Here is a 15,834-nt window from a genome sequence, read left to right as displayed (position 1 = left end):
TAAATGAACAATTAAACAAAAGAGCAGCCGAGCTGGTCAGCTCAAATGCCGAGCTGGAACAGTTTGCATATATAGCATCGCACGACTTACAGGAACCATTAAGAATGGTAACCAGTTTTTTAAGCCAGATACAAAAGAAATATGACCCTCTACTGGATGAAACCGGTCGTATCTATATCAACTTTGCAGTAGATGGTGCGGTGCGTATGCGAAAAATTATCCTGGATTTACTCGAATATTCAAGACTGGGTTGGCAAAAATACCAATACGAAAAAATCAATATCAACCTGCTGCTGAATGAAATGGTAAATATTTACAGCCATACAACTGAAAATAAAAAGGTGAACATTTCATGGAATGATATGCCTGAAATAATAGCTGCTAAAATTCCCATTCACCAGCTATTTCAAAACTTTATCGGCAACGCTGTCAAATACCAGCACCCAGATAGCATGCCGGAAATAACAATTACTGCCGCTTCATTTGAAGACTACTGGCAATTTAAAATTGCCGATAATGGCATCGGAATTGATCCGGAATATTTTAATAAAATATTTGTTATATTTCAAAGGCTGCACAATAAAGATGAATTTTCTGGCACAGGTATTGGCTTAGCTATTTGTAAAAAAATAATTGAAAATCATAAAGGCAAATTATGGGTAGAATCGGTGGCAGGGCAAGGAAGCACTTTTTGCTTTACCCTTCCTAAAATAGAGCTTTCGCTAATAACGGGGTAAATGCACAGTATATGATTTTACAGGTAAATTTGAAAAAGTAAAAAGGTAATTGATGGAGCCAATAAATATACTGCTGACAGAAGAGAATGAAGGCGATATTATGCTAACTAGCGAAGCCTTAACCCAGGGCGAAATCGTTGATAACATTTCTATGATAAAAAATGGCAAAAAGGCCATTTATTTTTTGAAAAAAAAATCTCCCGCTGAAAAAGTACTGCAACCCCATCTTATTTTACTGGATATTAATTTATCAAAAATGAACGGATATAAAGTTTTACAGAACATAAAAGCAAAGCAGCAACTTAAACACATACCAGTAATTATGCTGCCTTCTTCGCCATCTGATAAAGATACCCTTGTGGCCTGTAAACATTTTGCCAACTATTATTTAATCAAAGCGCCTGATGCAGATGACTTCATAAAAGCGGTATCCTCTATTAAAACTTTTTGGATCAACCATGTACAACTTTCTTTAAAACCCCTATGTTATGGAATATTTTACCAGCCAGCATATATTAATCGTTGAAGATAACCCAGGCGATTTTATGTTGATACAGGATTACCTGTGTGAAGAATTTGCAACGCCCGTAATTGAACACGCAAAAACTTTTGGAGCAGCCAAAATAAAATTAGATGTCCCCGTGCATTTTGATGCCATTCTGCTAGATCTTTCGCTGCCTGATGCCAACGGTAAATTATTAGTAACTGAAATGGTACGCCTGGCCGGCACCATTCCTGTAATTGTATTAACCGGGTATGCTGATAAAGATTTCGGTATAAAAACCCTGGCATTGGGCATTGCTGATTACCTGTTAAAAGACGAACTAAATGCTGCCCAGTTGCATAAAAGCATTGCCTATAGTGTAGAAAGAAGACGTATCAACAATGAATTAAAAGATTCAGAAAAAAAATACCACAACCTGTTTGATCTAAGTCCTATCCCTATGTGGGTATATGGGCAGGAAACACTTAAATTTTTAAATGTAAATAAGGCCGCTATTGAACATTACGGTTATTCAAAAGAAGCGTTTTTATCAATGACGGTGAACGATATAAAACCTTCGGAAGAAGTGGCCAGAATGGAGGAGGTAATTACCCGCATTGAAAATTCAAAAAATCTGAAAAGTATTTACAGGCATCTTAAGAAGAATGGCGAATTGATTGATGTGGAAATTCAGAGTAGTGAAATTTATTTTAACGATAATAAAGCATGCCTGGTATTGAGCAATGATATTACCGCAAACGTTTATCAAAAAAATATTTTAGCTTTTGAAAAAGAAGTATATAAATCGAATGCCACAGGTATTCCTTTCCTGGAGGTTTTAAATAAATTAATAGAAAATATAGAACAGATAGTACCCACTTCTTTTTGTTCGATGTTACAACTGACAGAAAATAATACGATCGTAACGCTGGCAGGCGGTTCTATGCCTCCTGCCTACCTGAAGGCCATTAACGGAATGTCAATTGGCCCTTTGGCAGGTTCTTGTGGCACTGCTATGTACACCGGTAAAACCGTTATTGTACCCGATATAGATACAGACCTCTTGTGGGTTGATTACGCCTCTGTTATACAAGCATTTGGATTTAAGGCCTGCTGGGCGGTACCTATAAAAAAAAGCAATGGTAAAATTATCGGCAGCGTTGCAGCTTATTTTAAAAGTATCAAACATCCTCAACCTTATCATATCAATTTACTGGAAAGAGCCGCCAGCCTGGTGGGCATTTTAATAGAGAACAAGGATGCAGCGGAAGATATTACCAAGTCCAATGAAAGGTATAATGTTGTTGCGAAAGCCACCAGCGACATAATCTGGGACTGGAATATAAAAACCGGGCAAATTTTCTGGAACAAAGGTTTGGGAGCCGTATTAGGTTACCATGAATTAAATGATACTACCGACACACAATGGTGGAGTCAAAAAATTCATCCGGATGATGCTGAAAGGGTTGTAGAAAGTATGCGCCGGCATGTTAAAAATAAAATTGTAAAATGGCAGGATGAATACCGCTTTTTATGTGGGGATGGTCTATACAGGCACCTGTTTGATTCAGGTTTTTTACTGCTGGATAAAGACAATACTGCCTCCCGCATGATTGGTGCAATGCAGGATGTTACCAAAAAAAAAGAAGAAGAACACCAGCTTAAATTGCTGGAATCTGTAATTACCAATACAAACGATACCGTTATAATTACTGACGCAGCAGCCGCTTCCATTGATGAAAGGGGTGCAAAAATCGTATACGTAAATGAAGCATTTACAAAAATGACGGGATATACAGCGGCTGAGATGATTGGCAAAACCCCTGCCATACTACAGGGGGCAAAGTCGGATAAAAAAGAAATAAAACGTTTTGCAAATGCAATGAAAAGATGGGAACCCTGTGAAATGACCATTATTAACTACAAAAAAAATGGCGACGAATTCTGGAACTATTTTTCGGTAAACCCTGTTGCAAACGAAAAAGGCTGGTATACCCATTGGATAGCTATTGCGAGAGATGTAACAGAAAACATTAGAAGAGATCAGGAAATTACAAAAGCCATTATGAATGCCCAGGAACAGGAGCGATCGCAGATTGGAGCCGAACTGCATGATAATGTAAACCAGATACTGGCAGGTGTATTGCTAAACCTGGGTATGACGAAAGTAAAACCCCTATCAGAACAAAAAGAATGGGTGGATACTTCAATGAGCAACATCCACCTGGCTATCAACGAAATAAGAAAATTATCGCACCGCCTTTCGCCTGTTTCCGTTGATGATAACTCGTTAAAAGAAACGTTTACATCATTGCTTAAAAGTATTAATTTAAACAATCAGTATAAAATAAAATTCATTATTAAAGAGGTGGATGAGCTAGAAATTATAGGTGATATACAATTGAATTTATACCGGATATTGCAGGAGCAGTTAAATAACATCATGAAGTACGCCAAAGCTACTGTTATTGAAGTTTCTTTGCGGCTGCAAAGCAATGCCATCCAGTTAAGGATTTACGATAACGGAATCGGTTTTGATACAAAACACAGTAAAAATGGTATTGGCCTCAGCAACATAAAAAAACGTTCTCAATTGTTTTCAGGTAATTTCTTTTTAAACTCTTCTCCTGGCAATGGTTGCGAAATTATTGTAGAAATTCCTTTGTAATAAAAGAAAGACCCCTGCATATTTTTTAATGCAAGGGTTTAAGCAATGTTGTTGTTACAATGACTAATTATTGCTCAATCAATTGTTCGTTGATATGGTAAGCCGCTACTTCACTTATGAGTGGTGTTGCTTTTGCATCATCAATCATCACTTGTATTTTAGAAGCTGTTACTGAAGGGAAACTCAGGATGCGTTTTCTTCCAACAGTAGTAGCTGTCAGCTCTTTAATGGTGGTTCCATTTTTATCCTGTAACAGCAACCTGAATTTTATTATACGCTGCCCCATCTGAATTGGCTCCTGTAACATAATTGCATTAATGGTTGTAGCAGTTTTAAATTGTATGCTCATGGAATCCAGCTTTTCATACGTGGTTTGTTTGCCGTCTGTAAGCGACGTAATGCGTTTGCCCTTACCGCTAATTTTAATTGCCACCGATGAATTTGCTAACAGGTTTTGTCTGAAACTATTTTCCCGTAATTTTCTAAAACCCATCAAAGCTGCAGAGTCATACCCATTGATTAATCCTCTTCTGTCGGGCGGTACATTTAGCAATAGGGTAGATCCCCTGCCGGCAGATTTCAGGTACAGGTTAAACAATGCTTCCGGTGATTTTACTTTTTCATCTTCTTCTTTATGGTAAAACCAACCGGGCCGTATGCTTACATCACACTCTGCAGGGATCCATTTTTCTCCGTAAATATTACCGCTGTTTAAAGTGTCGGTAGAAGGTGCTCCTGCACCGGCAGTAAATCCACTTACATTTAATAAATTCCAGTTGGTAGTCCCTGCAAAACCGCTCTCATTTCCTACCCATCTTATTTGCGGACCAATATCACTAAACACCACGGTATTGGGGGATAATTTTTTAACTGTTTCTCTAAACAATGGCCAATCGTAAACCTGTTTTTTTCCGTTAGGACCTTCGCCATTGGCACCATCCCACCAAAACTCCCAGATAGGGCCGTAATTTTTAAATATTTCCGTCATCATATTCACAAATACCTGGTTATAAGCCGGTGTGCCATATTTAGGATGATTGCGGTCCCAGGGCGAAAGGTACACCCCAAACTTCAACCCATATTCCTTACATGCCAATGATAATTCTTTCACTACATCTCCCTTGCCGTTTCTCCATTTGCTTTCCCTTACAGTATGTGTTGAATATTTGCTGGGCCACAAACAAAATCCATCATGATGTTTAGCCGTAAGGATAATACCTTTTGCGCCGGCAGCCCTGGCGGTTCTTGCCCATTGGCGGCAATCCAGTTGCGTAGGATTAAAAATATCTTCCGGTTCATCACCGTGGCCCCATTCTTTGTCGGTAAATGTATTGGGACCAAAATGTATAAACCAGTAATATTCTGTTTCGTGCCATGCCAGTTGAGAAGCAGTTGGCAGCGGTCCAAATGCTGGAACCTGCTGCGCAAAGGAAGGCATAAAAATAATTGTCAATAAAATTAATATCAATAATTGTTTCATACATTAAATGATTAAGAAGATGAACATTTATAAGATGCCAGAATATATTCAAGTGGCAGTAGTTGTATTATTAAAATTCTGTTTCATGATTGCCTCCAATAATTAAAAACGATAAAAGCGATTTTATAAACCGGATGAAATTCATTTTTTTGAAGTACAATCTCAATAGAAAATCCCAATATATTTTTTGGAGCTCTTATTATTTTAACTACAGGCTCATCTGTAAAACGGCATTAAGGTTACCTATTTATTACATAATTTTTATTAAGTTACACCGCTCAACATAAAATATAAAATGTGTGTACAACTAATTTATAGTAAACTCTAAATAAACATTCGAAGTCTTCGCATTATTAATTATTAATTAACTGATAGCTCTGTCCAGGTGCGTATACCCTCCATCCACATGTATCAGTTGTGCGGTAGTATGGCTCGATTTTTCTGACAATAAAAAAGCTACCATGTTGGCAATTTCCTCTGCGGTGGTCATCCTTTTTTCCAAAGGAATTTTCTGAGTAATTTCCTGAAGTTTTTCCTGCCAATTACTAAATGTTTTAATCCATGTTTCGTACAATGGCGTAAAACACTCCGCTACAATTACTGCATTAACGCGAATACCATAGGGCAATAATTCAACCGCCCATTCTCTCGTTAAAGCACTACGTCCGCCGTTGGAAGCTGCATATGCAGAAGTGCTGCCCTGGCCGGTTTCCGCCGTTTTAGACCCAATATTTACAATAGCACCTTTCGATTTTTTTAATTCAGGTAATGCATAGTGTACTATCAAATAATAATGTACCAGATTTTTATGCACCGATGCTATAAAAGATTCATAATTACCATTTTCAAGGCCAACCCCGTCATTTACACCTGCGTTATTTACTACACCATCAATGCGGCCAAAAGTTGCAATAACCTGTTGTACTGCCTGCTCACAATCTCCGGGTTTTACTAATTCTGCAGTTACATATTTTGCTTGTCCGCCTGCGGCTTCAATTTCCTTTACTGCGGCAATATTGTCTGCTTCATTTCTGCCAATAATAAAAGGGATGGCTCCTTCGGCTGCCAGCACTTTACTTATACCAAGGCCAATACCTTTAGCGCCACCGGTTACTATAATTACTTTGTCGCTTAACTGTAAATCCATTTTTATTTTTTTTATAAATGATAAAAATCAACTGCATTTTTGCCCCAGAGTTTACCCTGCTCTTCCATAGAAAACTGCATAAAATAACGATGAACAATATTGCAGGTTTCCTGGTAGGATGCCGCCAGCAAACATACCGGCCAGTCACTGCCAAACAGCAGCCGGTCAATACCAAACGCTTCTGTAACTACATCCAGGCAATAAGAAAAATCTTCAATTGTCCAGGTATTCCAATTGGCTTCTGTAACCATGCCCGACACTTTGCAATGCACATTCGGGTAAGCAGCTACTGCCTTCATGGCGTTTTCCCACTCTTCGAAATCTGCCTTTATAAAATCCGGCTTTGCCAGATGATCAATTACAAAAGCCTGTTGCGGAAACTGCGCTACAAATGCAGGAACATATTTTAACTGGCGTGGAAAAACGAGAATATCGTAGGTGAAATTATATTTTGAAAGTTGCGCAATTCCCTTGCAGAAATCTGCACTCAGTAAAAAATCATTGGCTGGTTCTGCCTGTACAATGTGGCGAAAGCCTTTCAATTTTTCGTATTGTGAAAAATGTTGCAACCTTTCCTCCAGGTTAACTGCGCTTAAATTCACCCAGCCAACTACTCCTTTTATCCAGTCATTTTCACCAGCCAGCTGTAACAAAAAATCAGTTTCATTTTCGCTTTGCTCTGCCTGTACTGCCACACATCCATCCACATTATTTAGTTGCAGCAACGGCCATAAATCAACCGGTAAAAAATTACGCTGAATAACTTTCATATCGTCTGTTATCCACGCATCCTTTACAGGATTGTATTTCCAAAAATGCTGGTGACTGTCTATTCTCATGGCAATTCAAATATTTTTTCCATCAGCATCCATTTTTCTCCATTTTGCGCCCAGGGCAATGCCTGTTGATATTTCCACATCAATGATTCCCATTCCTGCACAATTGCATTACCGGCATCCATAGCCGATTTTTTTTCAAAAGAAAAATGCTCATTCGCCTCAATGATCATAAACATACGGTTACCGATTAAATAAATATCCATAACGCTAATACCCGCTTCTTTAATGCTTGCAATTACAGCCGGCACCCCTTTTTGATGATAAACTTTGTATTCCGCTATTAGCGTAGGATCATCTTTTAAATCCAATGCAAGGCAGTATTTTTGTGAAGCCATTACTGAAATATGAATTATGAAATATGAATTATTAGTGCGCCTTAAAAGCCCGATGTTTTATTAATTATCAATTATTAATTATTAATTATTAATTAAATTGATCGTATGCTACAGCAAGCTGTCTGCTAGTTCCCAATCCTTCAATACCCAATTCAATTACATCGCCTGCCCTGATATATACCGGTGCTGGTTTAATGCCAAGGCCAACGCCGGGAGGTGTGCCGGTACTGATTACATCGCCTGGCAGCAGCGTCATAAACTGACTTAGATAATGTACCAGAAAAGGAATTTTAAAAACAAGGTTCAGCGTATTGCTGTTTTGATATTTTTTTCCATTTACCGTTAACCACATCGGTAAATTATTTACATCAGCCACTTCATCTGGTGTTGCCAAAAAAGGACCAAGTGGTGCAAATGTATCACAACCTTTTCCCTTGGCCCACTGGCCGCCACGGTCCAGCTGAAATGCTCTTTCACTGTAATCGTTGTGCAAACAATAACCCGCTACATACTGCATTGCATCTGCTTCTTCTACATAACTGGCTTTTTTACCTATCACAAAAGCAAGCTCTACTTCCCAGTCTGTTTTGACGCTGTTTTTAGGAATAATAAGATCATCATCCGGACCGCAGAGAGCAGTAGTTGATTTAAAAAAGATGATGGGTTCTGCTGGTATGGGAGCGTTGGTTTCAATGCAGTGATCCACATAATTTAATCCAATACAAATTATTTTTGAGGGCCTTGCCACCGGAGCGCCAAGCCTTAACGTTGCATCTACTTGTGGAAAAGGAGTACCCGTTTCAATGGCATTTTTTAGTTTCGCCAGGCCATCGTTTTCAAAAAAATCTTCATTATAATCTGTTACAACAGCAGATACATCCCATCTTTTACCCTCTTTTAAAATACCAGGTTTTTCTTTGCCAGGTTCGCCAAATCTAATCAGTTTCATCGTTGTAGTTTATTGTAATTGTAATTCAATGATCGTATCAATCGCATTAGTCTGCACACCATCCAAATAAAGAAAAGCACCTTCCGGCTGTTGTTTAAATTTTATACTTTTTTTATCAGATCTGCCTGAAGCTGACAAAATTTTTCCTTTAAACCCCGGCATAAAAATATAATTTTGTGCTGGCGGCTGAAGTACATGCACATAATACGTTTTGTTTTTTACAGTAACCACACCCCAATCCTGAGGAGGATAAATATTGCCTCTGGTACCATAAATTGTTTCGCCGTTCACCTGCATCCATTGCCCGATTGCCTTTAACGTATCGGTAAACTCCGGCTGTATTTTTCCATTGGGCATTGGGCCAACGTTCAATAAAAAATTAGCATCCCTGCCTGCACCTTTTACCAGGTAATGAATTAGTTGCTTTACCGATTTATAATTATTATCCGCAAGGTTAAAACCCCAGGAATTATTCATGGTTTCACAGGTTTCAACCGGTAATTGCAGGGAAGCTTCCTGAAAACTAAGTCCTGATTTATTTTCGCCGGGCAGATCTTTTTCAAACATCTGAAAATCTTCTCCGGGAAATGGGGTGAGATGGTGATTATTGCCAATTAAAGCCTGCGGCTGCAGGCGGTGAATAAGGCCGTAAATTTCATCATATTTCCAATTGATTCTTGACGTACGGTCTGCGCTTCCTTCAGGCTGTGTCTGATCCCAATGACCGTCAAACCAGATGCCGCCGATTGTACCGTAATTGGTTAATAATTCCGTGAGCTGGTTTTTCATAAACTGCAGATAGCCTGCATAATCACTCTTAGCTGTTCTGCCTGCATGCTGGCCTGTTTTACCAGTTTCATACGGATAGTCATCCCGTCCCCAATCCAGCAAAGAATAATATAAAAACAATTGTATCCCTTGTTTGTGACACTCATCTGCCATCAGTTTTACGATGTCTTTTTTATAAGGAGAATGCATGATATTGTAATCAGAATATTTTGTATCCCACATGCTAAACCCATCATGGTGCCGGGTAATAAGGGTAATGTATTTCATACCGGCATTTTTGGCCATGCTTACCCATTGTTCGGCATTGAAGTCAATGGGATTAAAAAAATCCATCAGCCTTTTATAATTGTTGTAAGGGATATTTCTGTCATTCATTACCCATTCGCCTGCACCAGGAATACTAAACGGTCCCCAGTGAATAAAAAGCCCAAACTTATCATCCCTAAACTCCTGGCGGGCCTTTATATTTACTGCAGTTGGAATGTAGTTTTGAGCATTTGTTGCAATGGAGATGGCAACCAGGCTAAAAATCAATACTATACTTTTTATTCTTTTCATATTTTTTAGCAATTATTAAATCTTCAAAACGATATTTATTTACGCTGTTTTATAGTACATTAATTATTCAGCTTTACAAAGCCCCCATCAATCGGGTAATCGCAACCTGTAATAAATGAAGCTTCGTCACTGCATAAATATAAAGCCAGTGCGGCAATTTCTTCCGGTCTTGCCATCCGTCCGATCGGTTGACTTTTAGACAATTTATCAAACATCTCTGCTTCATTTCCGGGATAGTTTTTGGCAATAAATCCATCCACAAAAGGGGTATGGACCCTTGCCGGTGAAATAGAATTACAGCGGATATTCTCCGCCATATAATCCCTGGCAACAGACAGAGTCATTGCCATTACGGCACCTTTGGCGGTTGAATACACAAATCGGTCCGGAAGGCCTACCAGTGCTGCAATGGAAGCCATATTTAAAATGATGCCGCCGCCTGAAATGCGCAATTGCGGAATGGCCGCATACAGGCAATTGTACACTCCTTTTACATTTACATTTATAATGCGGTCAAAGTCTGTTTCAGGGGTGGTATCAGCCTTGCCGACATGCGCAATACCTGCATTGTTTACCAATATATCCAACTTTCCAATTTGTGTAAATGTTGCCAGCACTTCCTGCTGGTTTACCACATTACAGGCGTGTGCAAAAACCTTATTTCCACTGGTTGAAATTTCTGCTACAGCATCCGCTGCACTTGCTGCTGTTAATTCTACAACGTGCACTTCTGCACCTTGCTGCGCAAACAATACCGCAATGGCTTTTCCAATTCCGCTACCACCACCAGTGATCACCGCTTTTTTATTTTGAAGAGAAAACATGTGTTTGGTTATGAGTTATAAAATGTGTTGCAAAATATAAAATATAAAATGTGAGTTATGAGATGTACATTAATTCATATTTTATAACTCATATTTCATAACTCATATTTCTTTCGTTAAAGGCTTACTCCCCGCTTCCAGGGAATAAAATCATCCTGGTTTAACTGCACCGCTTTTGGAATTATTTCGCCACTGGCGGCTTTGATGCAATAGTCTAAAATATCTTCCCCCATTTCTTCGATTGTTTTTTCGCCACTAATGATGGGCCCACAATCAATGTCAATAATATCATGCATTTTTTTTGCAAGAATAGTATTGGTAGCCACTTTTATTACAGGGCAAACAGGGTTGCCGGTAGGTGTACCTAAACCGGTCGTAAATAAAATTAACGTAGCGCCTGCTGCTGCTTTTCCGGTGGTTGCTTCCACATCATTGCCGGGTGTGCAAACAAGATTCAATCCTGCCTGGGTAGCAGATTCTGTGTAATCCAGCACATCCACTACGGGTGAAGTACCTCCTTTTTTTGCAGCGCCCGCGCTTTTTATGGCATCTGTTATTAAGCCATCTTTTATATTTCCGGGCGAGGGATTCATGTGAAAACCAGAACCTACACTATGAGCCTGCGCATCATATACACGCATCAGGCTTATAAACTTTTTCGCAGCTACTTCTGTTGTGCAGCGGTCAACCAGGTTTTGTTCAGCACCACACAATTCAGGAAACTCCGCCAACAAAACTTTTGCTCCCAACGCAACCAGCAAATCAGAAGTATAACCTACTGCAGGATTAGCGGATACGCCGCTGAAACCATCGCTGCCACCGCACTTTACACCCAAACATAAATCGCTTAACGGAGCCGGGGTTCTTTGCAGTTTATTTATTTCTATCAGCCCTTCAAATGTTTTTTTGATGGCGTTTGCCACCAGTTGTTCTTCACTAACTGATTGTTGTTGTTCAAAAATAAACAGGGGCTTATCAAATTGGGGATTTTGCTTTTTTATATCGGCTAATAAATCCTGAGTTTGTAAATTCTGGCAGCCAAGGCTTAAAACAGTTACGCCACCCACATTGGGATGATTGGCATAAGCGGCGAGCAAAGCACTAAGTGTTGCAGCATCCTGCCGGGTACCTCCGCAGCCTCCCTGGTGATTTAAAAATTTTATGCCATCTACATTTTTAAAAATTCTGTTGGTGTTACCGCCTGCATTCAACTGCACTTCTACACTGTCAATATTTTCACCTCTTTGATAAGCCTGTAATAACTGGTGAGTATATTGAATGTATTTATCAGTAACAGCGTAGCCCAGTTCATTCTGCAAAGCCTCCCGTATAACATCCATGTTACGGTTTTCGCAAAATACGGTAGGCACAAATAACCAGTAATTGGCAGTACCTACACGCCCATCTGTTCTTTTATATCCATTAAATGTTTTGTGCTGGTATTTAGATATGTCCGGTGCCTGCCATTTAAAATCAATGTGGCGGTAAGTATAGGGATCGGCTGCATGCTTTATATTTTCGGTAGTCATCAGGCTGCCTTTTGCAACCGTATGTTGCGCCTTGCCCACCAGTACTCCATACATAACTACCTCATCGCCTGCGATAAGATTATTAGTATAGAATTTATGCTTGGCTTTGATGGCATCCTGCAGTAAAAAACTTTCTTCATTAAAAGAAATATTTTCTCCCTTTGCCAGGTCTGTTAAAGCTACCAGCACATTATCTTTCGGGTGCATTTTAACTACCAGGTTTCTTATTCCATTTGCTAACATATTATAACCTGTTTAAGCTTTTTATTTATAATTGAAATGCGATACTACATTGTATCTTCCAAATTCAGGCAACAATATAAACAATTTTTATATTTCTGTATGGCCATAATTTATGTTCCGTCAATACTGCCTGCCAAACAGGGTACACTTCAGTGTTTGACAGGTTACAATTTATAGGAACGGGCATGCATTCATTTTTAAATTATGCCAGTATGCATACTGGTCACTTCAATAAATCTCTTTTTTTTACAATGGAAAACTACCGCTAAACTGCCTGTTTGTTTACCTCAATATTATCCTAATTTGGCTAATAATTATCCTGCAGCGGATTTAGTGAAAATAAAAATTTGGAATTGATATACAGATTTAATTAACCGTTATAAATTACAAAATATGAAGATGTAGAAAGTGATGATAACTTTCACCGGTTTTATTTGAGCCCGCAAAATATTTTTGAATTTTATCCGGCTTTATTACTACCATAATATTTTAAGATGGCATTTAGGATAGCCATTAGTTTTTTCGACGTTCCGGAAATTTCTTTTTTAAATCAGCTACCACCAGGCTAATAGTATTTTTTACATGGCTGATCAGTACTATTATTTGCGGATCTTTTATTTCCTGTTTGCCTTTTTTTTCAATTTCCCTGATAACATGTTTTAAAGATAAAATACCCAGATTATCAATTACTGGTTTAATTGAATGCGCCAGCCCACCGATGGCCTGATAATCATTTCGCAAAAAACTTTCTTCCATTTGCGTTATCTGTAATGGAGTTTGCGCAATAAACATGTGCACCATTTTTTCTACAAAACTATCATTGCCGCCACTCAATTCTACAAGGTCTGAAAGATTATACAACTGATTAAATGCAATCTGCTTGGATGAAGTGAAACTTTCCGCAACCTGGTTTTTGTTAAGCCAGAAAGTCACGATATCCAGCAAGGCTTTTTCTTTAAAAGGTTTTGACAAATAAGCGTTGATGCCGGCATCCATGCATTTACCATTATCTTCCGGAAATTCATTTACGGTAAGGCCAATTACGGGGATGGCTGTGCTAATATTTTTACGGAGTATACCGGTTAGTTCCATACCATCCATTATGGTCATCTCAACATCCATCAGCACAAGATCAACAACTGTAAATTTTAAAATATCTATAGCTTCCTGTCCGTTTACTGCCTCCATAATAATAACGTCATACTTTTTAAGTATGTTGGCTGTTACCAGGCGGTTCATACGGTCATCACCCACCAGAAGTATTTTTTTATCTGCCAGCATATTTGCGGATAGCCGAACTGTTTCGTTCAATTGATACTGACTTGGTTTCATAAAATAAAATCGATAAAATAGGAGTGTAAATTGTAAAATGTAATATTTTTTCGCACTGCCAGTTAGTATTGAATTGTGTTATTTATTTATTTCTTTTTGCTGAATCATTTTATAAATGGTTGATTTGCCAATATCTAATTTTTCAGCCACCATCACAACATCGTCGTTGTATTTTTTTAAAAAATATTTTATAATGTAACAGGTATATTGCCGCAATGTTTTTTCTTCATTTATAAAATTTTCGTCGTTGCCGGCAGAACCATACGAAATATCTTCCGCTACTATTTCCTGGCCGTTACACATCACTACCGCCAGGTCTATAATTGCTTTTAGCTCTCTTACATTACCCGGATAATTATAGCGCATTAGTTTTTCTTTGGCATCTCCTGCAATGGCAATGGCGGTTAATTTATTTTCTTTTACAAACTCATCGGCAAAATGCCTGGCCAAAATCAATATGTCGCTTCCTCTTTCCCGCAAAGGAGGTAACTCTATCGGCAGCCCTATAATGCGGTAATATAGATCTTCCCGGAAATTTCCTTTTTTTACTTCTTCTGCAAGATTTTTATGCGTTGCAATAATCAGCCTTACTTCCAGTTTTACTTTTTCATTTCCCCCCACCCGTATAATTTCCCTTTCCTGCAACACCCGCAATATTTTGCTTTGCAGGCTAAGATCCAGCTCAGCAATTTCATCTAAAAAAATAGTACCCCCATTGGCTTCTTCAAACTTACCTGTCTTTCTTGCAACGGCACCGGTAAAAGCACCTTTCTCGTGTCCAAACAATTCACTTTCTATCAATTCTTTGGGTATAGCCGCCATGTTTACACCCACAAAAGGCTTACGCTTTCTTTCGCTGCTATAATGAATGGCTTTAGCAACAACCTCTTTACCCGTGCCGGTTTCGCCGGATACAGACACATTGATATTTGTTTTGGAAGCCTTCTCCATTAATACAAATATTTTATTTAAAGCCGGGCTTTGCCCCTTAATACTTTTATCAAAAGAAAACTTCTGACCCAGTTCTTCCCTGAGGCCGACAACTTCATTTTTAAGCTTGCTGGTTTCTCTTACTTTAATAACAGCGTTCCATAAAATTTCCTTGGTATTTTCATCTTTCACCAGGTAATCTGTAACGCCAAGTTTAAGTATTTTTACCGCCACGGAAATATCTTCCTGACCACTGATCATGATAACGGGCACGGCATCATTTACCTGTCTTATTTTTTTAAATAAAACATCGCCGGTATAATCAGGCAAAGAAAAATCAACGGTAATTAAATCAGGATTCTTATGCATATTGGCCAGGCATTCCTTACCAGTAGCAAAGCGGCTAACCACATAATCAGCATTAAGTGAAAGCTGGTATTCAAGTATTTCTCCATACCAGGGATCATCTTCAACAATAAATATTTTATATGATTCCATATTATTGATTAATTATAGCAATACATTATTTACACTGAGATTCAACGTTTTTCTGAAAAGAAAATTGCTTTTTTTTGGAGAATTTCTATGTTTCGGAAGTATTTATATACAGTAAGAATTTTTATAAAGCAGATTGACTGCTTTTAGTATCGGATAGTTGGTGTTGCTGCATTGTTTTAAAAATTACCGGTATGATTTTACAGACGCAAGAAACATTTTGGCAGAAACAGCCAGGAGAGGAAGATAAATAATTGTTATAAACTAAATATAACAGCAGGAACGAAGGAAGACTGTTGCAGCAAGGCCTAAATCAATAGCCTTTGACGCATACAAACAGCATGGGCTATTGATGAAAAAACTATTGACTGTGTTGCATAACTTTTTGAAGATACGTTGGTGCTGGTGCAGACTTGTAAAGTTACAGGCTCAGTAAACAAGTATTTTTAATTGGCTTCAATTACCCTGTTTAATGCTGATTTCGCTGCGGGCCAG

Annotated in this window: 13 protein-coding genes; 3 read left to right on the top strand and 10 right to left on the bottom strand. The window is 38.5% G+C overall.

The window, feature by feature from the left end; all coding sequences use genetic code 11:
- From H7254_RS04065 to H7254_RS04055, 3 genes are all read left to right on the top strand, one after another.
- Positions 1 to 737 (top strand): ATP-binding protein (locus tag H7254_RS04065; protein WP_301931768.1); only part of this gene is annotated, 737 nt, incomplete at its 5' end.
- A gap of 52 nt (positions 738 to 789) precedes the next feature.
- Positions 790 to 1,263 (top strand): response regulator, encoded by a 474-nt coding sequence (locus H7254_RS04060; RefSeq protein WP_301931767.1) that lies wholly within the window; start codon positions 790 to 792, stop codon positions 1,261 to 1,263.
- Positions 1,226 to 3,889, top strand: a complete 2,664-nt coding sequence (locus H7254_RS04055; protein ID WP_301931766.1) for a PAS domain S-box protein — start codon at positions 1,226 to 1,228, stop codon at positions 3,887 to 3,889. The genes H7254_RS04060 and H7254_RS04055 overlap by 38 nt, the downstream gene beginning before the upstream one ends.
- 67 nt (positions 3,890 to 3,956) lie before the next feature.
- Here H7254_RS04055 and H7254_RS04050 read toward each other — a convergent pair whose 3' ends face one another.
- The 10 genes from H7254_RS04050 to H7254_RS04005 all read right to left on the bottom strand — a co-directional run bounded on the left by H7254_RS04050 (position 3,957) and on the right by H7254_RS04005 (position 15,342).
- Entirely contained in the window at positions 3,957 to 5,369 is a 1,413-nt protein-coding gene (locus tag H7254_RS04050) for an alpha-L-fucosidase (RefSeq protein ID WP_301931765.1), read from the bottom strand.
- Positions 5,370 to 5,733: 364 nt separating this feature from the next.
- Positions 5,734 to 6,516 (bottom strand): SDR family oxidoreductase, encoded by a 783-nt coding sequence (locus H7254_RS04045; protein ID WP_301931764.1) that lies wholly within the window; start codon positions 6,514 to 6,516, stop codon positions 5,734 to 5,736.
- Positions 6,517 to 6,527: 11 nt separating this feature from the next.
- Positions 6,528 to 7,355 carry an amidohydrolase gene (locus tag H7254_RS04040; protein WP_301931763.1) on the bottom strand — a complete coding sequence of 276 codons (828 nt, stop codon included), beginning with the start codon at positions 7,353 to 7,355 and terminating at the stop codon, positions 6,528 to 6,530.
- A complete protein-coding gene (locus tag H7254_RS04035; RefSeq protein ID WP_301931762.1) occupies positions 7,352 to 7,690 on the bottom strand; it encodes an L-rhamnose mutarotase in 339 nt (112 codons plus the stop codon). The genes H7254_RS04040 and H7254_RS04035 overlap by 4 nt, the downstream gene beginning before the upstream one ends.
- 88 nt (positions 7,691 to 7,778) lie before the next feature.
- Positions 7,779 to 8,639: a fumarylacetoacetate hydrolase family protein gene (locus H7254_RS04030; protein WP_301931761.1), complete on the bottom strand. Its 861-nt coding sequence runs from the start codon at positions 8,637 to 8,639 to the stop codon at positions 7,779 to 7,781.
- 9 nt (positions 8,640 to 8,648) lie between these two features.
- Positions 8,649 to 9,986, bottom strand: coding sequence for an alpha-L-fucosidase (locus H7254_RS04025; RefSeq protein WP_301931760.1), 1,338 nt, complete (start codon positions 9,984 to 9,986; stop codon positions 8,649 to 8,651).
- Between the two features lie 59 nt (positions 9,987 to 10,045).
- On the bottom strand, positions 10,046 to 10,810 hold the full coding sequence (locus H7254_RS04020; protein WP_301931759.1) for an SDR family NAD(P)-dependent oxidoreductase: 765 nt from the start codon (positions 10,808 to 10,810) through the stop codon (positions 10,046 to 10,048).
- 116 nt (positions 10,811 to 10,926) lie between these two features.
- The gene (locus tag H7254_RS04015; RefSeq protein WP_301931758.1) at positions 10,927 to 12,582 is read right to left on the bottom strand and encodes a UxaA family hydrolase; all 1,656 of its coding nucleotides are present in this window, start codon (positions 12,580 to 12,582) and stop codon (positions 10,927 to 10,929) included.
- Positions 12,583 to 13,095: 513 nt separating this feature from the next.
- Entirely contained in the window at positions 13,096 to 13,914 is an 819-nt protein-coding gene (locus H7254_RS04010) for a response regulator (RefSeq protein WP_301931757.1), read from the bottom strand.
- Between the two features lie 78 nt (positions 13,915 to 13,992).
- Entirely contained in the window at positions 13,993 to 15,342 is a 1,350-nt protein-coding gene (locus H7254_RS04005; protein WP_301931756.1) for a sigma-54 dependent transcriptional regulator, read from the bottom strand.
- Positions 15,343 to 15,834 lie beyond the last annotated feature (492 nt).

It is taken from the genome of Ferruginibacter sp., from assembly GCF_014377975.1.
Lineage (GTDB): Bacteria > Bacteroidota > Bacteroidia > Chitinophagales > Chitinophagaceae > Ferruginibacter.
This window is presented reverse-complemented; position numbering and strand designations above follow the sequence as displayed.